Raw genomic sequence first — 22246 nt, 5'->3', positions numbered from 1 at the left:
AAAAGCGGATATTCCTATTTGCTTCCGACAGCCGAGACGGTACGCCCCGCCTGGCGCCTGCGGCGCGAGTAGAATTGGAGCTTTCCTCCGACACCGCAAGCTTCGCCGCCCCCAGCCCGAAAAATGCGCAGCTCTTGAAGGGCGCCGCAGACCCGGGAGGCACCGCCCACCACACCATGGCCAGACTGCCGCGCCTCTATGCTCCGCAAATACCGCAGCTCGTGCAGGCGCGGTTCGCGCGGGCTCTGGACGCCACCACGCAGGGCGCCAGCCCCACTGCCGCAATGGACAGGCTCTGCACCTGGCTGGGCGACAGCGCGCGCGAGCACCATGTAGAGGTGCACGGCTGGTCCCTGGTTCACGACCGCCTCACCTTGCTGGCCACCCCGCCGGGCCCGCAGGCCCTGCCCAAGCTGGTGCAGGCCCTGGGCCGGCGCTATGCCGCCCAGCAGCGCCAGGGCAGGGTGTTCGCCGAACGCTACCGCAGCGCCCTGGTCGAACCCGGACGCTGGGTGCTGCCGGCCCTGATCTGGCTGGAATCGCTCCCGGCGCAGCTGTCCTACGTCGACCGGCCCGAACACTGGCCATGGTCTTCGGCTGCCGGCCACACGGGCGCGGCCGCAACTGCGGCCGACTGGATGGTCGACCATCCCGACTACTGGAAGGACGGCAACACGCCGTTCGACCGCCAGGCGCGCTACCGGGAACGCCTGCATGCCGGCCTGCCCGACAGCCAGCGCCAGCAGATAGAGCGCGCGCTGTTCGGCCAGTGGGCGCTGGGCGAGGCCGTGTTCCTGCAGCAACTCGAATCGCAGGCCTCGCGCCGCCCGCGCCCCGCGCCCAGGGGCCGGCCGCGCAAGCCCGCGGCGCCGCACAGCGGCTAGCCCAAGGCAAGTCACACCCTCCAGTCCGTACGGTACTGCCTTCCAGCCTCCTGTCGAGTCACAGGCCCGAGCCAGGCCCAGGGGCCGCCAGCGGCTCGCCCGTTTTTTGCGCCCATGGCCCCGCCGCACACAGCCAAGCTGGCGTTTTACCGGGCTCCGACATACAGGCATGCATCGCGGCCTCAGATCGGGCTCCGGATTGATATGTCCCCATTTAAAAACAACAAATATATCTGAATATTTATTTAGGGACGTACCAAACATAAATTCCTTGCCAAGCACGGGCGGCGGGCGTATCGTACGAATCTTGCATTGCACAATTCCTCTGTACGCAGGTTCCTGCGGAGCACTCTCATGTCCAACGTTTCCGATTTCTCCAGCCCTCGCGAAGCCGCCGCCGGCAGCTACCGCATCGAACTGCCGCGCGCCCAAGGCCTATATGACCCGCGCAACGAGCACGACGCCTGTGGCGTGGGCTTCGTGGCCCACATCAAGGGCCGCAAAAGCCACTCCATCATCCAGCAGGGCCTGAAAATCCTGGAAAACCTCAACCACCGCGGCGCGGTGGGAGCCGACGAACTCATGGGCGACGGCGCCGGCATCCTGATCCAGATTCCCGACGCGCTGTACCGCGAGCAAATGGCCGAGCAAGGCGTGGAACTGCCGCCGCCCGACGAATACGGCGTGGCCATGGTGTTCCTGCCCAAAGAAATGGCTTCGCGCCTGGCCTGTCAGCACGAACTCGAGCGCGCCGTGCGCGACGAGGGGCAAGTGGTGCTGGGCTGGCGCGACGTGCCCGTGGACACCAGCATGCCGATGTCGCCCACGGTGCGCGCCTGTGAGCCGGTGATCCGCCAGCTCTTCATCGGGCGCGGGCCCGACATCATGGTGCCCGACGCACTCGAGCGCAAGCTGTACGTCATCCGCAAGACCGCCAGCCACGCCATCCAGCACATGCAGCTGGCGCACGGCCGCGAATACTTCGTGCCGTCGATTTCGGTGCGCACCGTGGTCTACAAGGGCCTGCTGCTGTCCGATCAGGTGGGCCGCTACTACCGCGACCTGGCCGACACGCGCGCGGTTTCCGCGCTGGCCATGGTGCACCAGCGCTTCTCCACCAACACCTTCCCGGCCTGGCCGCTGGCCCACCCCTACCGCATGATCGCCCACAACGGCGAAATCAACACGGTCAAGGGTAACTTCAACTGGCTGCGCGCTCGCGAAGGCGTGATGCAGTCGGCGGTGCTGGGCGAAGACCTGGGCAAGCTCTACCCCATCGTCTACGAAGGCCAGTCCGACACGGCCACCTTCGACAACTGCCTCGAACTGCTGGTGATGTCGGGCTATTCGCTGGCCCACGCCATGATGATGATGATTCCCGAAGCCTGGGAACAGCACGCCGACATGGACGAACAGCGCCGCGCCTTCTACGAATACCACGCGGCCATGATGGAACCCTGGGACGGCCCGGCCGCCGTGGCCTTCACCGACGGGCGCCAGATCGGCGCCACGCTCGACCGCAACGGCCTGCGCCCGGCGCGCTACCTGATCACCGACGACGACATGGTCATCATGGCTTCGGAAGCCGGCACCCTGCCCGTGCCCGAGCACCGCATCGTCAAGAAGTGGCGCCTGCAGCCGGGCAAGATGTTCCTCATCGACCTGCAGCAGGGCCGCATCATCGACGACGCCGAGATCAAGTCGCAGCTGGCCAATGCACGCCCCTACCAGCAATGGATCGCGCGCCTGCGCCTGAAGCTCGAGTCGCTGCCCGCGCCGCGCCGCGAAGAACCCGCCGCCACGACGTCGCTGCTGGATCGCCAGCAGGCCTTCGGCTGGACCCAGGAAGACTTCAAGTTCATTCTCGAGCCCATGTCGCGCAACGGCGAGGAAGTTACCGGCTCGATGGGCAACGACGCCCCGCTGGCCGTGCTGTCGAACCGCGCCAAGCCCTTCTACAACTACTTCCGGCAGCTGTTCGCGCAAGTTACCAACCCGCCCATCGACCCGATACGCGAGCAGCTCGTCATGTCGCTGGTGTCGTTCATCGGCCCCAAGCCCAACCTGCTCGACATCAACAACGTCAACCCGCCGCTGCGCCTGGAAGTCACGCAGCCGGTGCTGGACTTCGCCGCCATGGCGCAGATCCGCGACATCGAGCAGATCACCTCGCACAAGTTCCGCAGCTTCGAGCTGGACATCACCTACCCGGCGGCCTGGGGCCGCGAGGGCATCGAGGCTCGCATCGCCGGCCTGTGCTCCGGCGCCGCCGACGCCGTGCGCAGCGGCTACAACATCCTGGTGATCTCCGACCGCAAGGTCGACAGCGAGCGCGTGGCCATACCCGCGCTGCTGGCCACCTCGGCGGTGCACCAGCACCTGATCCGCGCCGGCCTGCGCACCAAGGCCGGCCTGGTGGTGGAAACCGGTTCGGCGCGCGAGGTGCACCACTTCGCACTGCTCGGCGGCTACGGGGCGGAAGCCATACACCCGTACCTGGCCCTGGAATCGCTGGCCACCCTGGAAAATCCGGCCCAGGCCACCAAGAACTACATCAAGGCCATCGGCAAGGGGCTCAACAAGGTCATGTCCAAGATGGGCATCTCGACCTATATGTCTTATACCGGGGCGCAAATATTCGAAGCCGTGGGCCTGCAGTCCTCGCTGGTCGACAAATACTTCACCGGCACCCCCAGCAACATCCAGGGCATAGGTATTTTCGAGGTCGCCGAAGAGGCGCTGCGCGTGCACAAGGCGGCGTTCAGCGACGACCCGGTGCTTGCCGGCGCACTCGACGCGGGCGGCGACTATGCCTTCCGCATCCGCGGCGAAGAACACATGTGGACGCCGGATTCCATCGCCAAGCTGCAGCACGCCACCAAGGCCAACAGCTACGGCACCTACAAGGAATACGCCCAGCTCATCAACGACCAGTCGCGCCGCCACATGACGCTGCGCGGCCTGTTCGAGTTCAAGGTCGACCCGGCGCGCGCGATTCCGCTTAGCGAAGTCGAGCCGGCAAAAGAAATCGTCAAACGCTTCGCCACCGGCGCCATGTCGCTGGGCTCGATCTCCACCGAGGCGCACTCGGTGCTGGCCGTGGCCATGAACCGCATCGGCGGCAAGTCCAACACCGGCGAAGGCGGCGAAGACGAGCTGCGCTACCGCGACGAGATGCGCGCCGGCCAAAGCGTCATCAAGCAGGGCGACACGCTGGCATCGGTGCTGGGCGGCGAACGCATCTCCGCCGAGGTCAACCTGGCCGCCGGCGACTCGCTGCGCTCGCGCATCAAGCAAGTGGCCTCGGGACGCTTCGGCGTGTCGGCCGAGTACCTGTCCAGCGCCGACCAGATCCAGATCAAGATGGCGCAGGGCGCCAAGCCCGGCGAGGGCGGCCAGCTGCCCGGCCACAAAGTGTCGGAATACATCGCCAAGCTGCGCTATTCCGTGCCCGGCGTCGGCCTGATCTCGCCGCCGCCGCACCACGACATCTATTCCATCGAAGACCTGGCCCAGCTCATCCACGACCTGAAGAACGTCAATTCGGCGGCCTCGATCTCGGTCAAGCTGGTCTCCGAGGTAGGCGTGGGCACCGTGGCCACCGGCGTGGCCAAGGCCAAGGCCGACCACGTGGTCATCGCCGGCCACGACGGCGGCACCGGCGCCTCGCCGGTCTCCTCCATCAAGCATGCCGGCACCCCCTGGGAACTCGGCCTGGCCGAAACCCAGCAGACGCTGGTGCTCAACGATCTGCGCAGCCGCATCCGCGTGCAGGCCGACGGCCAGATGAAGACCGGCCGCGACGTCGCCATCGGCGCCCTGCTGGGTGCCGACGAATTCGGCTTCGCCACCGCACCGCTGGTGGTGGAAGGCTGCATCATGATGCGCAAGTGCCACCTGAACACCTGCCCGGTGGGCGTGGCCACGCAAGACCCGGTGCTGCGCAAGAAGTTCAAGGGCCGCCCCGAGCACGTCGTCAACTACTTCTTCTTCGTCGCCGAAGAGCTGCGCGAAATCATGGCCCAGCTGGGCATCCGCAAGCTCGACGACATGATCGGCCGCGTCGACCTGATCGACATGCGCAAGGGCATCGAGCACTGGAAGGCCCAGGGGCTGGACTTCACTAAGGTCTTCCACCAGGTCGAGACCACGCTGCCGCGCCACCAGACCGAAGCGCAAGACCACGGCCTGGCGCAGGCGCTGGATCACCTGCTGATCGAACGCAGCAAGGCCGCCATCGAGCGCGTCGAAAAGGTTTCGTTCATCACCCCGGTGCGCAATCGCAACCGCACCATAGGCGCCATGCTCTCCGGCGCCGTGGCGCGCCGCCACGGCCACGAGGGCCTGCCCGACGACACCATCCACATCCAGTGCAATGGCACCGCCGGCCAAAGCTTCGGCGCCTTCCTGGCGCACGGCATCACGCTGGATCTGGTGGGCGAGGCCAACGACTACGTCGGCAAGGGCCTGTCGGGCGGCCGCATCATCGTGCGCTCGCCCAACGACTTCCGCGGCTTCGGCCCCGACCACATCATCGCCGGCAACACCGTGCTGTACGGCGCCCTGGCCGGCGAGGCCTACTTCAACGGCGTGGCCGGCGAACGCTTCGCGGTGCGCAATTCCGGGGCCGCGGCGGTGGTCGAAGGCACCGGCGACCACGGCTGCGAATACATGACCGGCGGCACCGTGGTGGTGCTGGGCTCCACCGGGCGCAACTTCGCCGCGGGCATGTCCGGCGGCGTGGCCTACGTCTGGGATCCGCAAAACACCTTCCGCCAGCGCTGCAACCTGGCCATGGTCGAGCTCGAGCCCGTGCTGGCTCACGCCAAGCAGCTCGAGGCCAACCAGATGGAAGGCTGGCACAGCGCCACCCGCGGCGGCGAGCGCGAAACCGACGAAACCATACTGCGGCGCCTCATCGAAGACCACTACCGCTATACCGGCAGTTTCCGCTCGCGCGACATCCTGGGCGACTGGGAAAAGGCGCGCGGCGCCTTCGTCAAGGTCATGCCCGTGGACTACCGCCGCGCGCTGGGCGAAATGTGGCGCGCCAGCAACCCGCAACAAATTGCCGCCTAAGGACACGACATGGGCAAGATTACCGGCTTTATCGAATTCCGCCGCATCCAGGAAACTGCCGAGGCGCCCCAGAAGCGCCTGAAGAACTGGCACGAATTCATACACACCCTCAGCGACGACGAGGCCAAGATCCAGGGCGCGCGCTGCATGGACTGCGGCATCCCGTTCTGCAGCAACGGCTGCCCCGTCAACAACATCATCCCCGACTGGAACGACTTGGTCTACAAGGGGAACTGGCGCCAGGCGCTGGACGTGCTGCTGTCCACCAACAACTTCCCTGAATTCACCGGGCGCATCTGCCCGGCCCCCTGCGAAGCGGCCTGTACGCTCAACATCAATGACGACGCCGTGGGCATCAAGTCCATCGAGCACTTCATCATCGACAAGGGCTGGGCCGAGGGCTGGGTGGTGCCGCAGCCGCCCAAGAAGAAAACCGGCAAGAAGGTCGCCGTCGTCGGCTCGGGCCCGGCCGGGCTGGCCTGCGCCCAGCAGCTGGCGCGCGTCGGCCACGCGGTGACGCTGTTCGAGAAAAGCAACCGCATCGGCGGCCTGCTGCGCTACGGCATCCCCGACTTCAAGCTGGAAAAGTCCCACATCGACCGGCGCCTGGCCCAGATGGAAGCCGAGGGCGTGGAATTCTGCCCCTCCACCTACGTGGGCGACCCCGCCCACGCCGAAGACGGGCTGACGGTGCGCACGCCCGAATCGCTGCAAGCCGAATTCGACGCCATCGTGCTCACCGGCGGAGCCGAGAACCCGCGCGACCTGCCCGTGCCCGGCCGCGAGCTCAAGGGCGTGCATTTCGCCATGGACTTCCTGCGCCAGCAGAACAAGGTCGACGCCGGCGACCACATCGCCCGCCAGACCCTGGCCAAGGGCAAGCACGTCATCGTCATCGGCGGCGGCGACACTGGCTCCGACTGCGTGGGCACCAGCAACCGCCAGGGCGCCGCGTCGGTCACCCAGTTCGAACTCATGCCGCGCCTGCCCGATCAGGAAAACAAAGACCTTACCTGGCCGTACTGGCCCGCCAAGCTGCGCACCTCGTCCTCGCACGAGGAAGGCTGCGAGCGCGACTGGTCGGTAACCACCAAGTCCTTCGAGGGCAAGGGCGGCAAGGTCGAAAAACTCGTCGGCGCCCGACTCGAATGGTTCAAGGACGAGACCACCGGCCAAACCCGCATGCGCGAAGTCGAGGGCTCGCAGTTCGAACTGCCCGCCGACCTGGTGCTGCTGGCCATGGGCTTCGTCTCGCCGGTCAAGAACGTGCTGGACGCCTTCGGCATCGAGCTCGACGCCCGCGGCAACGCGCGCGCCAACACGCTGGACTACCGCAGCAGCGTCGACAAGGTCTTCGCCGCAGGCGACATGCGGCGCGGCCAGTCGCTGGTGGTGTGGGCGATCCGCGAAGGCCGCCAGTGCGCCCGCGCGGTCGACGAGTACCTGATGGGCACGAGCACACTGCCGCGCTAAGCCGGCGCTGCACGCCTGCTGCCCAGCCGGCTGCCGCAAGGCAGCCGGCTTTCGTTTAGAACGGCTGGGTTCGCGGCTGGAATTTGATCCGGGCCCGGACGGAAATACCGGAATGCGGGGTACGGGATACATCGAGCCGCGTACGGCAAGCAGCAGGCCGCCTACATTTTGAAATGCCCTGGGCGCACGGCCGGGTTACCATGAAACCTGGATTCGCTGCCGCGGCAGCGACCCGCGATACAATGCCATACTTTCGACCCGCCGCAGCCCTTGCCTACTGTGTATCCACGGGCGCTCATGGGGCCTCGGCTTTCGCAATGACACGCAACCCTTCCTACAGGCGCATTCCTTGACTGCTGGCAAGAACGCCCCCTCCCAGGCCGTTCTGCGCTTTACCGGCGTGACCCTGGGCTACAACAGCTTCACCGTCCTGCGCGACATCGACATCGAGGTGCAGCGCGGCCAGGTCGTGGCCGTCATGGGCGGCTCGGGCTCGGGCAAGACCACCATGCTGCGCGCCGCCACCGGCCAGATCGTGCCCCTGGCGGGCCATATCGAGGCCTTCGGCCAGGACGTAGCGCGCGCCCGCGGCGAAGCCCTGCGCAAGCTGCGCCAGCGCATGGGCGTGCTGTTCCAGCAGGGGGCGCTGTTCACCGACCTGAACGTCTTCGAGAACGTCGCCTTTCCCCTGCGCGAGCATACCCGCGACCCGGAAGCCGAAATCCTGCGCAAGGTGCTGGACAAGCTCGACGCCGTGGGCCTGCGCGCCGCCGCGCACCTGAAGGTGTCGGAAATTTCCGGCGGCATGGCGCGCCGGGTCGCCCTGGCGCGCGCCATCGTGCTGGAACCCGAGCTGGTGCTGTACGACGAGCCCTTCGCGGGGCTGGATCCCATCTCACTGGGCATCGCCGCGCAGCTCATCCGCACGCTCACCGACAGGCTCAATTGCGCCTCGGTGCTGATCACCCACGACGTTGCCGAGTCCTTCTCCATCGTCGACCGCGTCTACATGGTGGGCCAGGGACGGCTGATCGCCAGCGGCACGCCCGACGAACTATCAGCCTCCGACGACACCTACGTGCGCCAGTTCATAGACGGCGCGCCCGACGGGCCCATCGCCTTCAACTACCCCGAAACCGACGCATTCCGGGCCTGGATGAGCGCACACGGAGGCACACCATGAACGCGATCGCCGCTTTGGGCGGCTGGGTGCGCGGCTGCATCCTCGGCCTGGGCGCCTACGCTCGCCTGCTCGCCACCCTGCTGGCGCGCAGCGGCACGGCTCTGCGCCGGCCGCGCCTGGTGTCGCAGCAGGTGCACTTCATAGGCAATTATTCGCTGCTGATCATTGCCGTCTCGGGCCTGTTCGTCGGCTTCGTGCTGGGCCTGCAAGGCTACTACACCCTGAACCGCTACGGCTCGGAAGAGGCCCTGGGCCTGCTGGTCGCCCTGTCGCTGACGCGCGAGCTGGGGCCGGTGGTCACCGCCCTGCTGTACGCAGGCCGCGCCGGCACCTCGCTCACCGCCGAGATCGGCCTCATGAAGGCGGGCGAACAGCTCGCCGCCATGGAAGTCATGGCGGTCGACCCGATACGCCGGGTGCTGGTGCCGCGCTTCTGGGGCGGCATCATCGCCATGCCGATACTGGCGGCGGTATTTTCCATGGTGGGCATCCTGGGCGGCTGGTTCGTCGGGGTGGAACTGATAGGCATCGACGCCGGCGCCTTCTGGTCGCAGATGCAGAACGGCGTGGACGTCTTCAACGACATCGCCAACGGGGTACTCAAAAGCGTGGTATTCGGCGTGGCGGTGACCCTGATCGCCCTGTACCAGGGCTGGAACTCGGTGCCGACCCCGGAAGGCGTGGCGCGCGCCACGACCCGCACCGTGGTCAGCGGCGCCCTGGTGGTGCTGGGGCTGGACTTCCTGCTCACGGCCCTGATGTTCAGCAACTGACAGGGGAAGTGGTGCCGATGTACACAAGCCGCCGACCCGCAAACGAAGTGCGGCCCTGGCCGCGCCACGGCGCCGCGGGCAAGCCGGCGCCCAAGGCGCAGCAGGAAACAGAAGTGATTGATTTCAAACCGAAAACACCCGGAAACGGGCAGCAAGCCAAGGCCGAAGCCATGACCGGGAGCAGGAACCAGCGGGGCTATTCATCATGAACACGACACGAGATAAAACCGATTTCTGGGTAGGGCTGTTCGTGCTGCTGGGCATTATTGCCCTGGTCTTCCTGGCGCTGCGCGCCGGCAACATGAGCTCGTTCTCCTTCACCCCCACCTACCAGGTGCAGGCGCGCTTCGACAATATCGGCGGCCTGAAAGTGCGCGCGCCGGTCAAGAGCAGCGGCGTGGTGGTCGGCCGGGTGGCGAACATCAGCTTCGACAACCAGCGCTTCCAGGCAGTGGCCACGCTGAATATCGACAAACCCTACCAGTTTCCCGACGATTCCTCGGCCTCGATCCTGACCTCCGGCCTGCTCGGCGAACAATACGTGGGCCTGACCCCGGGCGGCGACGACAAGATGCTCGGCCAGGACGGCCAGATCAAATACACGCAAAGCGCCGTGGTGCTGGAAGAACTGATCAGCAAATTCCTGTACAACTCGGCCGACAAACAAGGCAGTGCCAGCAGCCCGCAGCAGGGCGCCGCCCCCGCGGCACAGCCAGCAAAACCGTAAAATAAGCCCAAGACACACCACAACCACAACTCATCGATGAAGCCACTCACGTTCCGCACACCGGTTTCGCGCCTGGGCCGCATGGTTCCCGCTCTGGCCCTCACGGCCCTGGCGGCGGGCTGCGCCAGCGTTCCCCATCCCAACCCGCACGACCCGTGGGAAAGCTACAACCGCAGCATGTTCAAGTTCAACGACGCGGTCGACCATGCCCTGCTCAAGCCCATCGCCTCGGGCTATGCGGCCCTGACGCCGCAGCCGGTGCAGACCTGCGTGCACAACGCGTTCAACAACGTGGCCGACGTCTGGTCGGCCTTCAACAGCTTCATCCAGGGCCGCGGCGTCGACTTCTTCAACACGGTGGGCCGTGTGCTGTTCAATTCCACCATGGGGCTGGGCGGCTGTATCGACGTGGCCTCCATGAACGGCTCCAAGCGCATCCAGAACGACTTCGGCACCACCCTGGGCGTGTGGGGCTTCAAGCCCGGCCCCTATGTCGTGCTGCCCCTGCTCGGCCCCAGCACCGTGCGCGACACGGCCGGCTGGGCGGGCGACGTGGCCGGCTACTGGGGCATGTACACCGCCGTCGGCATCAACGACAACGTGCCGCTGCGCAACTCGCTTACCGCCATGAAGTTCATCGACATGCGCGCCAACCTGCTCGACGCCGACAAGCTGGTCGACCGGGTGGCGCTGGATCGCTACAGTTTCATCCGCGATGCCTACCTGCAGCGCCGCAATTCCATGGTGAACAACCGCCTCAACAAGACCGGCACAGCCAGCCTGCCCGACTATTCCGACGAACCCCTGCCCGACTACTCCGACGACGAGGCGCCATCCGCCCAGCCGCCCACCCAGCCCGCCAATGCGGCGAGCCGGCCCGGCACGCCGCCGGCCAAATAAGTCGCGCCAGCCCAGGAGCCCCTATGTTTTTTGTGGAAACCCAGTCTCTTCCCATCGCCGCGTTGCGGCGCGTACTCGCCGCGGGGCTGCTGCTCGGCTTCGGGCTGTTCGCCTCGGCCGCCAGGGCCGACACGCCGGTCGACCCCAACAGCGCACCCAACGAATTCGTGCAAACCGTCGGCAACAACGCGCTCGAAGCCATCAAGCATTCGGCCAAGGCGCGCCAGGGCGACCTGGCCGAAATCAACCGGCTCGTCGACAAATACGTGCTGCCCTACGTCGACCTGGCCAAGACCACGCGCCTGGCCGCCGGACGCTATTGGCGCCAGGCCACGCCGCAGCAGCAACAGCAGCTGGTGCAGGCCTTCAAGGGCACCCTGATCCGCACCTACAGCGGCGCGCTGAACAAGGTAACGGATCAGACCTCGCTGTCGCTCGCGCCATTCCGCGGCGACCCCAAGGCCGACGACGTGGTGGTTCATTCCCAGCTTTCACGCGGCAACGCGCCGGCGGTGGGCGTCGACTACCGGCTGGAAAAAACACCGCAAGGCTGGAAGATCTACGACCTGAACGTCGAAGGCATCTGGCTCATCCAGAACTACCGCAACCAGTTCGCCGAGCAGATCTCGCAAAACGGCATAGACGGCCTGATCAAGGCCTTGAACGAACGCAATCGCTGAGCCGACGGGGCCTAGCAGGAAATCAGGGGGGTGGCACGCCATTCCCCCTCATGGATCTTGGCGCAGATCATCTCAATGAGCAGCGCCGACATGGTTTCGGCCATCAGGGTCGAAGGGCGGTCGGCCAGCTCACAGATGTAAAGGGTGCGCTCGATGGGCGGCCCGGCGATCGTGCGGAAATGCAATGTGCCCGCTTCGATTTGCTCGCGGAAATACATCCGGCTTCCCAGCATGCAGCCGTGTCCGTCCAGAATGGCATCACCGATCGCCTGCATGGAATTGATGCGGATGCGGGCTCGCGCATCGATCTGCTTGAGCATCAGCGTATCGTCGATCAGCTTGCCCAGCCGCCGGAACATGATAAGCGGCAAAGACAGGAATTCCTCGATCTCGATGGGCTCATCGGTCGCGCCGATGATGTCCGGCCGCCCAACGCATACCATCTGCTCTTTTAGAATCGGCTTTTTCTTCAACTCCGGATAGTCGAAGGGGTTGAATACCATTGCAAGATCTGTATTGGTCTTCAAGACTTCGAGCAGGGTTGATCCCGGGATGGCTTCCATGATCGACAGCCTGACGTCCGGATATTCCCGCAGGACGTTGCTGATAAGGCTACGTCCGATAGCCTTCATCACCGAAGATGCCATACCGATAGCGATTTCCCCTGTCAGCCGGTCGGGCGCCTTCTTCATGTCTTCCTGAAGCGCCCGCATTGCCCGTAAGATCGGCGCAACATGGCTGTAGAGGCGCTCTGCAGCGGCGGTCGGACGCATGCCGCGCGCCTCTCTGATGAAGAGCTGCGTGCCGTATTCCTCTTCCAGCTGTTTCAGATGGAAGCTGACGGCCGACTGGGACAGATTGCTCTGCCACGCTGCGCGGGAAAGGTTCTTCTCCTCGTACACCCGCGCGAAAACCGTAAGTTGTTTTGATCCCATTTGAGCGTTCTAAAAAACTGATGATTGGGGCGAATATTTTCTACTATTCTGATTGATTAGCGCATGATACTCTGCCCCGGCAATGTCCAAAAGACAGGAAATACGCGGGAGACAAGGTAGATGGCTGCTATTCAGGGTACGAGTTCCGTTGGACGGAAGACCGACGCCAGGAAGTGGCTTGCGCTGGCCCTGCTGACCCTGCTTCTGGTTCTCGTCGTGCCGACCGTATTCATCCTGATCCGCACGAGCCTCGCCCAGGCTCAAGGTGCCGGCGGCCACAACGGCTTGACGCTCTCGAATTATCTCGGTCTGTTCGGCAACCCACGGCTGGCAGCAGCATTCACTTCCAGCATCATATTTGCCATCGGCAGCTCGATTCTTGCCCTCGTGGTCGGAGGCATTCTGGCCTGGCTGGTAGAACGCACCAATGTACCGTTCAAGATTCTGGCGCATGTCACCGCGGTGGTATCCATGGGGACGCCTTACGTGCTGTACATCATTGCGTGGCTATTCCTGCTGGGACACATCGGCCCGATCAATACCACCTGGCGCGCACTTGGATTCAACGGCGACCTGATTCATGTCAACAGCATGGCCGGCATGATTCTCATCGAGGGGTTTCTCTGGTCGCCGCTGGTCTTCCTCATGCTTTCGGCAAACTTCCGTTCGGCCAACGCCGACATGGAAGAAGCCGCGCGCATGAGCGGCGCGAGCGTCCTGAAGACCGTCTGGCATATTTCGATCAAGCTCGCGGTGCCGGCCATTATTGCATTGGCGATGTTTGTCTTCATACGCGCGATCGAAGCCTTCGAAGTCCCCCTGCTCGTCGGCACCCCGAGCGGCATTCAGGTACTGACGACCGAGGTGTACGAAAGCATGAAGGTCGTGCCGCCGCAGTTGGGGCAATCAGCCGCCTTTTCGGTCATTCTGCTCGTCTTCGTCGGCATTCTGTTCAGTCTCTACGGCCGGCTTTCGAAAAACGCCGACAAATACCAGAGCGTTACCGGCAAAGCCTTCCGGCCCAGGCCGTTCGACCTCGGCAGCGCCCGCTGGATCGCGGGAACACTGGTTCTTGTCTACTTCCTTATCGTTCTGTTGCTGCCCATTCTGGCATTGGTCTGGATGTCTCTCGTCCCTTATGCCAGCGGCGTCTCGATGCGCATCATTCCATATCTCAATGGCCACAACTACGCCGCCCTGTGGCAGGCGCCGCAATACTTCGAGTATGGGCTAAATACCGTGATCGTGGCCGCCGGCGCGGCAACCATCGTCGTTGCCTTGACCTCGTTTGCAGCATGGATCTCGGCGCGGCGCGGCCCATATGCTTGGGGTATAGACCAACTGGCGACTGCTCCGCTGATTTTTCCGGGGATCGTCATGGGTGTCGCGATTCTGCAGATTTTCCTGAATATTCCCGTGCCGGTCTATGGCACCCTGTGGATCATTCTTTTCGCATACATCTTGCGCTACCTGCCCTATGGGATGCGATACAACTATTCGGGCGTGCTGCAGATCCATCGCGAACTCGAAGAAGCCGCTCAAGTTTCCGGCGCGACGATCATGGGCACATTCCGCAGGATCATCGCACCGCTCCTGACCCCGTCGGCGACCGCCGCATGGATATTCATTTTCCTTATATGCGCCAAAGAGCTGGCCCTTGCGGTGCTTCTGTCGGGCCCCCGCTCCAAGGTGCTCGCCGTGGCGATGCTCGACCTATGGGCAAACGGGCAGACAGGCGAGCTCGCCGCGCTCGGCCTTGCCTGGACGCTGGTCATGACGATTCTGGCAATGCTTGCATTCTGGCTGTCGCAGCGCAGCAGGATGAGGGCCTTCGGATGAAACCGAATTTCTTAAAACCTGAACATCGAGGAGCAACTATGAACAGTTTTCTGCAGAAGACGGCCCTGGGAGTCAGTTTGGCCCTGAGCATGGGGTCTTATGCGTCCGCCGCCGACCAGGCCCTGATCGATGCCGCAAAGAAAGAAGGTTCCCTGGTCTGGTATACGACCTACATCGTCAACAGCTTCGTCGTTCCCGTGACACGGGCCTTCGAAAAGAAATATGGCATCCGGGTGGAATACACGCGCTCGAACGGCGCGGATCTGACCCTGCGCATCGACAATGAAAGCGCAGCGGGCCGCATGGCGTCGGACGTATTCGACTGCGCGAACTGCCTGTCGCTCTATAAGTCCGGGTACGCCGAGCCGTTTGTGCCAGACACCGCGGCCGCCTACCCGGCCGGTTATGCCGACCCGCACAAGCTGTGGGTCTCTCCTACCGCCAGCTTCATGACGCTGGCGTACAACAAGCTGGAAGTGAAGCCCGACGAGGCGCCGAAGACATTCGAAGCCCTGCTCGATCCAAAATGGAAGGGCAAGATGGGCTGGACCACCAGCCTGAACGTGACGGGGGCTCCCGGGTTCATCGGAGTCGCGCTGGCCAGCATGGGCGAACAAAAGGGCATGGAGTACCTGCGCAAACTCGCAACCCAGAAAATCGTCAACGTCCCAGCCTCTCAGCGCGTCGTCCTCGACCAGACGATCTCGGGCGAGCGGCCGCTGGCCCTGATGGTCTTCAACCATCATGTCCAGCAATCGAAATCGAAAGGCGCTCCGGTCGAATGGGTGCACTTCCAGCCCGTCATCGGCACTTTGACCTATATGTCCATCACCAAGGGCGGCCCGCACCCAAATGCCGCCAAGCTCTTTCTCGACTACATGATGTCGGAAGAGGGGCAAAAGGTCATCGCGTCCACTGGCCAGATTCCCAATCACCCGAAAGTCCCGCCTGCCGATCCGGCGCTGCGGCCCGATACCGGAGGATTCAAGGCCCACATGGTGACTATGGATGAGCTGAGCGCCCATCTCGGCGGCTGGATCAAGATCTACAAGGAATTGTTCCAGAAATGACGCAACTCACGCAGCCCCTAGAGCAGGCCTGGAAACAACGGAGACAGCAATGACCTTGGAAGTACGTGCGCTGAATAAGCTGTTTGCCACTGGCGCCGACAAAAGCGTCGGCATCAAAGACGTGGCATTCACGCTCGCGCCCGGAAAATTCTTCACGCTGCTCGGCCCATCCGGATGCGGCAAGACGACGACACTGCGGTCGATCGCCGGGCTGCAGGAGCCGGACTCCGGCTACATCGGCGTGGGCGGACGCCCGTTTTACGACAGCAGTCGCAACATTTCGGTACCGCTCAACGAGCGCGGCATCGGAATGGTCTTCCAGTCTTATGCCATCTGGCCGCACATGAGCGTCGCGCAAAATGTCTCGTTCCCGCTGCGCGTGCGTCCAGACATAAAGCTATCCGGCGCGGAAATCGAGAGCAAGACCCGCAAGGCGCTTGCCGCGGTGGCGCTCGAAGAAGTCTACGACCGGCCCGCGACCAGGCTGTCCGGGGGGCAGCAGCAGAGAGTCGCACTGGCGCGTGCGATTGTCGCGGAACCCCAGCTGCTGCTCCTGGACGAGCCGCTTTCGAACCTCGACGCGGCTCTGCGGGAAACGACTCGCGCCGAACTGAAGCGCCTGCAGCGCCAGCTTGGCGTCACCACGGTCTATGTCACCCACGACCAAGTGGAGGCGCTCGAGATGTCCGACGAAATCGCCGTCATGAATCGCGGCGAGATCGTCCAGCTCGGCACACCGAAGGATATTTATTTGCGCCCCGTGAACCGTTTCGTGGCGACTTTCATCGGCACCACGAATTTGCTGGCGGGCAGCGTACTGGATGCCGTTGCGGCAAACGGAATCGGCACGGTCAGGCTTGCGAACGGCACGCTGATTCAGAGCGTGTTTCCTGCCAAGCAGCAGGCCGGTGCCAAAGTGGAAGTCTCGATTCGTCCGGAAAACATCCGCATAAGTGCCAAGCGCGCGGCGGCGCAAGACGGCGAGAACCTGCTGCATGGCACCGTGGCGCTCGCCTCGTTCCTGGGCTCGATGAATCGCTACGAGATTCGCTGCGGCGACTTGCTGGTTCAGACCAGCGCCCTCGCCGACGCAGAGTTCCCCGTCGGCACCGAAGTCAGTCTCTGCTTTGCCCCGCGTCACACCGCGGTCGTTGCCGACTGAGACACCACAATTTTCCTAGAACATGGAGAAGAAGCATGGCCAAGGCCGATCTGCGCCTGAAGCTTGATCAGGGCAAGATGGTATTGTGCGGCGGCGTATGGGATCCGCTATCCGCGATTATCGAAGAGCGAGCCGGCATCGACGCCGTAAAACTGGGATCCTCACAGCTTGCCGCGTCATATGGGCTGCCCGACATCGGGCTGCTTTCGGCGGCGGAAACGCGCGACGCCGTCTGGCGCATTGCCGATCGTATCGAGATACCGCTGATGGTGGACTTCGAAAGCGGGTTCGGCAGCGAAGGCGACATCGCAAGCGCCGTACGCTGGGCCCACGAATTCGAACGCGCCGGCGCGGCCGCCATCCACATCGACGACTACGGCGACGAAAAGTGCCCCTGGCTGCCACCCTATATTCCAGTGCTGATGTCCGCGGAAAGCATCGCCGACAAGATCAAGGCGATCTGCGATCGCCGCCAGAACCAGGACTTCCTCATCATGGTGCGCTCGGGCGCGACCTCATCGATTGCGTTTCGCAGCAAGGAAGAGGCATTCGAGGAAAGCATGCGCCGTTTCCATATGTGGAAGGAGGCTGGCGCCGACATCGTCTGGCCCCGCGTATATAGTGAACACGACCTGGTTCGGGCCCGCCACGAAATCGCCGGCCATATGTCGCAGTCGATAGCGGGAGACCGGGCCCAGGGCCGCACGGGCGCCGGCGGGCGCAAGGAGGCCGCGAATACGGCGCAAAAGCTTCACGAGCGAGGCTACAGCCTGCTGACGGTCGGCACATCCTTTCTGGCCGCCGTCATGCAGACCCTCACGGAGACCGCCGCCCAATTCAAGACGACCGGCGATTGCAACTCGTTCGAAGACCGCACGATGGCTTTCAACGACTGGATCCAGTTGGTGGATTTCGCCGACTGGTCGAGGCTGAACGAGGAGTCATCCGCAGCCAAGGCACTTGCGTCATGAGCCCGGTTGCAAATCCTGCCCGCGCAATGCCGTCCTTCCTCGAGGACTTCCGGCCGGGCGCACGCTACGCCGGCGGCCGCCGGCGCGTGACACAAGAAGATCTGAACGCGTTTGCGGAACTCAGCGGCGATCGCCATCCCCTGCATACGGACGCAAGTTTCGCCGGCAAGGCGGGCTTCCAAAAGCCACTGCTGCACGGCCCATTCGGCATTGCCGCCTTTCTCGGCTGGTTCTTCGATATGGGAATGGCGCAAGAACAGCTGATCGCCATGTTGAACTCCGACTGGCGCTACCTGAAGCCCGTCGTGGTCGGCGACGAGCTGTCCTTCGAGATGACGATCACCCGTTGCCGCCGCAGCTCGGCTGGCGACCGCGGCGTGGTGGGAAGGCATGTACGGATCCGCAACCAGGCTGGAGCGCTGCTGCAAGAGGGCCGTTCCGCCCTACTGGTGCGCGCCCGCGGCACCGAGCCGCGTCCCGCGCTTGAATTCTTCACACGGGCATGGGCAGCCGGCCTGGGCGAACGCCTATCCACGGACGAGACCTTCCGTAGCGCAACCGCCACCTGGGACGGCGCTTTCGCGATCGCCTGCGGCGACGACGAGATTCAATTCCGCGTCTTCAAGGGCCAGGTTCTGGAGGCCGGCCAGCGGTCGCCAAACGGGCCGGCCTTTATCGTGAAAGCCGACGAAATCGTCTGGGTCGAGCTCTTCACCGGAGAGGAAAACGACCTGATGAAGCGTGCGATGCAGGGCCAGCTCTCGGTTTCGGGCTCCGCCTACGAGTACCTGCGGCTGACCAAGGCCCTGACGGTGCTGGTGGACGTGGTGCGCGGGTTCTACCGGGAAGAGGTGCGATCATGATGCGCGCGGCCTACCGGGAGATCGACGGGGCGCTGGCGTTCCATGAAGACATCGGACAAGGCAGAACCGTCTTCTGCATCCACACCGCCGGACAGAGCGGCGTGCAATGGCGCCATGCCGGAGCCGCCCTGGCACGCCGGGGCTATCGGGTCATCGTGCCCGATCTTCCCGGACACGGGCGCTCCGAGCCGCCAACCACCGGGGCGATCAGCGACCTGCGCGACTATGCACGCTGGTGCGAGCGGCTGATGGACGAACTCGAACTGGAACAGCCTTACGTGGTCGGCTGTTCGATCGGCGGAAAAATCGCCATAGAACTCGCCTGCAGCATGGGCGCGCGGCTCGCTGGCGCGGTGGCGATGGCCGCGGACGCGGGCATGTCGAAAGCGGCCGGCCAGGCAATGCGCCGCGGCCTGCTGCGCGAACTCGAAGATTGCGCCGCGCCCAGCCGCTCCGACCGAACCTATTTCGGGACTCTGGCGGTCGTCGGGCGCAACGTTGCGCAGGCCAGGCGCCAGCTGATCGCGGACATGCATCGGCGGGAAGACCCCATCGTATCCAATTCCGATCTGATCGGCTGGGCGTCCTTCGACGCCTGGTCGCGCCTGGAATCGGCCCGCTGCCCGGTTCATCTGGTGGCCGGGGACGACGACCTCTGGATCGATGCGCAGGCCGTCAGGCGCACGGCACAGGCGATGCCGCGTGCCCGCTATACACTACTCGAGGGCATCGGCCATTATCCAATGGAAGAGATGGAGAACTTCGATGCCATCCTGGACGGCTGGCTGCAGGATCTACGCGCAACTCCCAATGAGGTGCAGGCATGACTGCGTCGATGATAGCGTTACTGAAGCAGGGACTGGACAACGATCCCGAGGCACCGATGCTGATCGACGCCCATCCGCGGCAGGCACGGGTGGTGACGCGCCGCGCGTTCTGGCGCAGGGTCGTCACGCTAAAGAGCGAACTGGAAGCGGCGGGCATAGCCGAAGGCGACTGCCTGGGTGTCTGGCTGCCCAATTGGTCGGACTCGCTGGTCTGGCAGTTCGCCGCCGTTGCCTTGCGGGCGCATGTGGTCGGCATCAACACGCGCTATAACGTGGAAGAGCTGGCCAATGTCCTCGATCTTGGCCGGCCGGCGGTTCTGGCCGTGGCGCACGATTTCGTAGGGCTGGATCTGGGCGGGCGCCTCAAAGAGGCAATGAAGGCTGCCGCCGCAGCACCGCCCCGCGTGGCGGTCATCACAGGGCCGCACAAGCCATCGGCGGGCGCGGTCGAAGTCTCTGCCTACGATGTAGGAGCAGGGGCTTGGGTGCCGGCCCTGACCCAGGTCGCCGCCGCGGATGGCGCAGACCTGCAGGACGATCCCGACAGCCTTGCCGTCGCCTTCACGACCTCCGGCTCCACCGGCCGCTCGAAACTCGCGGCGCACAAGGTTTCGGGGGTTGCCTCGCACGCACTCGCCTGCGCAACCGCCGGCGCATGGACAACGCAAAGCGTCACCGTTCACGCCCTGCCGCTGACCGGCGTGTTTTCCTACGTTCCCGCAATCGCCACGATCGCGGCGGGCGGGCAATGCCTGCTGGAACCGTCCTTCGACGCGGACGCGATCGTCGCCGACATGGAGCGTTTCGGGGCCAGCCACGTCGTCGGCGCCGACGATATCGTCGGCCGCCTCATGGAATCCATCCAGAAGCAGCCGCGTGACCTGGCCCGCTGGAAGCGGCTGTTCATGGCCGACTTCAACGGGCGTTCGGAGCAGATCTCGAAATGGGCCGAGGAAACCATGGGCCTGAGGGCCGCAGGCGTCTATGGCTCGTCCGAGCTGTTCGCCTTGACGGCGATCTGGCGCGACGACGTCGATGCGCCGCAGCGCTGGCGCGGCGGCGGCATGCCCGTGTCGGCGCAGATCAAGGCCCGCAGCGGCGACCCCGAAACCGGGCGGCCGCTGCCTGGCGGCGAAGTCGGCGAGCTGCAGTTCCAGGGGCCGAACGTCGTCGACGCCTATCTCGGCGAACCGCAGCGCATGGCCGCCGCCCTGACCGAGGACGGCTGGTTCAAGTCCGGCGACCTCGGGTCGGTGCGCGCAGACGGCAGTTTCGAATACCTCTGCCGCATCGGCGACGTGCTGCGCCTCAAGGGCTTCCTGGTCGAACCGGCAGAGATCGAAACGCGCATCGGCGAACACCCGGCCGTCGAAATCAACAAAGTGGTCGGCGTCCGCTGCGACAATGGCGATACGCAGGCCATTGCGTTCGTCGTGCCGCGCGCCGGCTGCGAGCTCGATTGCGCGACGCTCGAAGCATGGTGCGCCGCGGCGCTGGCCCGCTACAAGGTGCCCAGCGCCATCCATATCATTGCCGAAATGCCGGTGACCTCCGGCGTCAACGGCACGAAGATCAAGGCCGCCACGCTGCGGCAATGGGCGCGGGCACCGCACCTGATCCCGGCAATCGAATACCAGACCAAGGAGCTTGAACCATGAATGATCGCGACCCCGTCATCTGCGAGCCCGTACGCACGGCCGTCGGGCGCTACGGCGGCATGTTCGTCGACGTGCCGGCCGCGCAGCTCGGCCGCCGCGTCATCGAGGCGCTGATCGAAAGATCAGGCCTCGATCCCGAACGGGTCGACGACGTCATCTTCGGCCAGTGCTACCCCAACGGCGAAGCCCCGGCGATCGGCCGCATCGCGGCTCTGGACGCGGGCCTGCCCGTCACGGTGCCCGGCCTGCAGATCGACCGCCGCTGCGGCTCGGGCCTGCAGGCGGTTCTCGACGCGGCGATGCGCGTCCAGACAGGGGTTTGCGACGTCGTGATCGCCGGCGGCGCCGAGAGCATGAGCCGCGCCGAATACTACTCGGAAGATGTGCGCTGGGGGGCCAAGGGCCGCCCGACCACGCTGCACGACCGGCTGGGCCGCGGCCGCGTCACGGCCGGCGGCGAGCGCTACCCGGTGCCCGGCGGCATGCTCGAGACGGCGGAGAACCTGCGCCGCCAGTACGGCATCAGCCGCGCAGCGCAGGACGAACTGGCGGTCATGTCCCACAGGCGCGCCGTGGCGGCCATCGAAGATGGCCGATTCGCGCAAGAAATCGTGCCCGTGGAGGTACCCGGGAAACGCGGCAAGCCCCCCGTATCCATCAGCCGCGACGAGCACCCGCGCGCCGACACCGACATGGCGACGCTGGCGGCCCTACGGCCGATCAGGGCCGCTCAGGATCCCGAGGCGACGGTCACCGCGGGCAACGCCAGCGGCCAGAACGACGGCGCCGCCGCCTGCATCGTGACCTCGCGCACGACCGCCGAGAAGCTGGGGCTCAAGCCGCTGGCCCGCCTCGTCGGCTGGGCGGCGGCCGGAGTCGCACCGAATGTCATGGGCATCGGCCCGGTTCCGGCCACGGCGAAAGTCATGGCCCGTGCCGGGCTCACGCTGAAGGACATGGATCTGATCGAACTCAACGAGGCCTTCGCCGCGCAGGTGCTGGCCTGCACGCGGGAATGGGGCTTCGGCAAGCAGGATTTCGACCGTGTCAATGTCAACGGCTCCGGCATTTCGCTCGGCCACCCCGTCGGGGCGACCGGCGTGCGAATCCTGGCAACGCTGCTGCGGGAAATGCAGCGCCGGGAAAGCCGCTACGGCCTCGAGACCATGTGCATCGGCGGCGGCCAGGGGCTAGCCGCAATCTTCGAGCGCGTGAGCTGAGG

17 protein-coding genes are annotated in these 22246 nt (G+C 64.8%); 16 read left to right on the top strand and 1 reads right to left on the bottom strand.

What is annotated here, in order from left to right; genetic code table 11:
- Positions 1–74 precede the first annotated feature (74 nt).
- From CEY11_RS23435 to CEY11_RS23395, 8 genes are all read left to right on the top strand, one after another.
- On the top strand, positions 75–884 hold the full coding sequence (locus tag CEY11_RS23435) for a hypothetical protein (RefSeq protein WP_233155042.1): 810 nt from the start codon (positions 75–77) through the stop codon (positions 882–884).
- 354 nt (positions 885–1238) lie between these two features.
- Entirely contained in the window at positions 1239–5963 is a 4725-nt protein-coding gene (locus CEY11_RS23430) for a glutamate synthase-related protein (RefSeq protein WP_088605855.1), read from the top strand.
- Between the two features lie 9 nt (positions 5964–5972).
- Complete coding sequence (locus tag CEY11_RS23425) at positions 5973–7436, top strand: glutamate synthase subunit beta (RefSeq protein WP_088605854.1); 1464 nt, start codon at positions 5973–5975, stop codon at positions 7434–7436.
- A 349-nt stretch (positions 7437–7785) separates the two neighbouring features.
- Positions 7786–8619 carry an ABC transporter ATP-binding protein gene (locus CEY11_RS23420; protein WP_088605853.1) on the top strand — a complete coding sequence of 278 codons (834 nt, stop codon included), beginning with the start codon at positions 7786–7788 and terminating at the stop codon, positions 8617–8619.
- Positions 8616–9392, top strand: coding sequence for a lipid asymmetry maintenance ABC transporter permease subunit MlaE (gene mlaE / locus CEY11_RS23415; RefSeq protein WP_088605852.1), 777 nt, complete (start codon positions 8616–8618; stop codon positions 9390–9392). Before CEY11_RS23420 ends, mlaE begins: the two co-directional genes overlap by 4 nt.
- A 205-nt stretch (positions 9393–9597) precedes the next feature.
- Entirely contained in the window at positions 9598–10119 is a 522-nt protein-coding gene (mlaD, locus tag CEY11_RS23405) for an outer membrane lipid asymmetry maintenance protein MlaD (protein WP_088605850.1), read from the top strand.
- A 36-nt stretch (positions 10120–10155) separates the two neighbouring features.
- Entirely contained in the window at positions 10156–11019 is an 864-nt protein-coding gene (locus tag CEY11_RS23400) for an MlaA family lipoprotein (protein WP_088605849.1), read from the top strand.
- 23 nt (positions 11020–11042) lie between these two features.
- Complete coding sequence (locus tag CEY11_RS23395; RefSeq protein ID WP_088605848.1) at positions 11043–11699, top strand: MlaC/ttg2D family ABC transporter substrate-binding protein; 657 nt, start codon at positions 11043–11045, stop codon at positions 11697–11699.
- An 11-nt stretch (positions 11700–11710) separates the two neighbouring features.
- Here CEY11_RS23395 and CEY11_RS23390 read toward each other — a convergent pair whose 3' ends face one another.
- Entirely contained in the window at positions 11711–12634 is a 924-nt protein-coding gene (locus CEY11_RS23390) for a LysR family transcriptional regulator (protein ID WP_088605847.1), read from the bottom strand.
- Positions 12635–12754: 120 nt separating this feature from the next.
- On the opposite strand from CEY11_RS23390, the gene CEY11_RS23385 reads away from it, so the two are divergent.
- From CEY11_RS23385 to CEY11_RS23350, 8 genes are read left to right on the top strand one after another with little or no spacing between them, the layout of a single operon-like run.
- Positions 12755–14473 carry an ABC transporter permease gene (locus CEY11_RS23385; protein ID WP_088605846.1) on the top strand — a complete coding sequence of 573 codons (1719 nt, stop codon included), beginning with the start codon at positions 12755–12757 and terminating at the stop codon, positions 14471–14473.
- Between the two features lie 38 nt (positions 14474–14511).
- The gene (locus CEY11_RS23380) at positions 14512–15543 is read left to right on the top strand and encodes an ABC transporter substrate-binding protein (RefSeq protein ID WP_158215425.1); all 1032 of its coding nucleotides are present in this window, start codon (positions 14512–14514) and stop codon (positions 15541–15543) included.
- A gap of 49 nt (positions 15544–15592) precedes the next feature.
- Positions 15593–16705, top strand: a complete 1113-nt coding sequence (locus CEY11_RS23375; RefSeq protein ID WP_088605844.1) for an ABC transporter ATP-binding protein — start codon at positions 15593–15595, stop codon at positions 16703–16705.
- Between the two features lie 35 nt (positions 16706–16740).
- Positions 16741–17676 carry an isocitrate lyase/PEP mutase family protein gene (locus tag CEY11_RS23370; RefSeq protein WP_088605843.1) on the top strand — a complete coding sequence of 312 codons (936 nt, stop codon included), beginning with the start codon at positions 16741–16743 and terminating at the stop codon, positions 17674–17676.
- Positions 17673–18539 carry a MaoC/PaaZ C-terminal domain-containing protein gene (locus CEY11_RS25990; protein ID WP_088605842.1) on the top strand — a complete coding sequence of 289 codons (867 nt, stop codon included), beginning with the start codon at positions 17673–17675 and terminating at the stop codon, positions 18537–18539. The genes CEY11_RS23370 and CEY11_RS25990 overlap by 4 nt, the downstream gene beginning before the upstream one ends.
- Positions 18536–19366, top strand: coding sequence for an alpha/beta fold hydrolase (locus tag CEY11_RS23360; protein WP_088605841.1), 831 nt, complete (start codon positions 18536–18538; stop codon positions 19364–19366). Before CEY11_RS25990 ends, CEY11_RS23360 begins: the two co-directional genes overlap by 4 nt.
- Positions 19363–21024, top strand: a complete 1662-nt coding sequence (locus tag CEY11_RS23355) for an AMP-binding protein (RefSeq protein WP_088605840.1) — start codon at positions 19363–19365, stop codon at positions 21022–21024. The genes CEY11_RS23360 and CEY11_RS23355 overlap by 4 nt, the downstream gene beginning before the upstream one ends.
- On the top strand, positions 21021–22244 hold the full coding sequence (locus tag CEY11_RS23350; protein WP_088605839.1) for an acetyl-CoA C-acetyltransferase: 1224 nt from the start codon (positions 21021–21023) through the stop codon (positions 22242–22244). Before CEY11_RS23355 ends, CEY11_RS23350 begins: the two co-directional genes overlap by 4 nt.
- Positions 22245–22246: the final 2 nt, after the last annotated feature.

This window comes from Candidimonas nitroreducens (genome assembly GCF_002209565.1).
Lineage (GTDB): Bacteria > Pseudomonadota > Gammaproteobacteria > Burkholderiales > Burkholderiaceae_B > Candidimonas > Candidimonas nitroreducens.
This window is presented reverse-complemented; position numbering and strand designations above follow the sequence as displayed.

Excerpts from the sequence above, each read along its gene's own strand:
- CEY11_RS23430 (WP_088605855.1), top strand. The coding sequence starts at position 1,239 with ATGTCCAACGTTTCCGATTTCTCCAGCCCTCGCGAAGCCGCCGCCGGC.
- CEY11_RS23425 (WP_088605854.1), top strand. The coding sequence starts at position 5,973 with ATGGGCAAGATTACCGGCTTTATCGAATTCCGCCGCATCCAGGAAACT.
- mlaE (WP_088605852.1), top strand. The coding sequence starts at position 8,616 with ATGAACGCGATCGCCGCTTTGGGCGGCTGGGTGCGCGGCTGCATCCTC.
- mlaD (WP_088605850.1), top strand. The coding sequence starts at position 9,598 with ATGAACACGACACGAGATAAAACCGATTTCTGGGTAGGGCTGTTCGTG.
- CEY11_RS23400 (WP_088605849.1), top strand. The coding sequence starts at position 10,156 with ATGAAGCCACTCACGTTCCGCACACCGGTTTCGCGCCTGGGCCGCATG.
- CEY11_RS23395 (WP_088605848.1), top strand. The coding sequence starts at position 11,043 with ATGTTTTTTGTGGAAACCCAGTCTCTTCCCATCGCCGCGTTGCGGCGC.
- CEY11_RS23390 (WP_088605847.1), bottom strand. The coding sequence starts at position 12,634 with ATGGGATCAAAACAACTTACGGTTTTCGCGCGGGTGTACGAGGAGAAG.
- CEY11_RS23385 (WP_088605846.1), top strand. The coding sequence starts at position 12,755 with ATGGCTGCTATTCAGGGTACGAGTTCCGTTGGACGGAAGACCGACGCC.
- CEY11_RS23380 (WP_158215425.1), top strand. The coding sequence starts at position 14,512 with ATGAACAGTTTTCTGCAGAAGACGGCCCTGGGAGTCAGTTTGGCCCTG.
- CEY11_RS23375 (WP_088605844.1), top strand. The coding sequence starts at position 15,593 with ATGACCTTGGAAGTACGTGCGCTGAATAAGCTGTTTGCCACTGGCGCC.
- CEY11_RS23370 (WP_088605843.1), top strand. The coding sequence starts at position 16,741 with ATGGCCAAGGCCGATCTGCGCCTGAAGCTTGATCAGGGCAAGATGGTA.
- CEY11_RS25990 (WP_088605842.1), top strand. The coding sequence starts at position 17,673 with ATGAGCCCGGTTGCAAATCCTGCCCGCGCAATGCCGTCCTTCCTCGAG.
- CEY11_RS23360 (WP_088605841.1), top strand. The coding sequence starts at position 18,536 with ATGATGCGCGCGGCCTACCGGGAGATCGACGGGGCGCTGGCGTTCCAT.
- CEY11_RS23355 (WP_088605840.1), top strand. The coding sequence starts at position 19,363 with ATGACTGCGTCGATGATAGCGTTACTGAAGCAGGGACTGGACAACGAT.
- CEY11_RS23350 (WP_088605839.1), top strand. The coding sequence starts at position 21,021 with ATGAATGATCGCGACCCCGTCATCTGCGAGCCCGTACGCACGGCCGTC.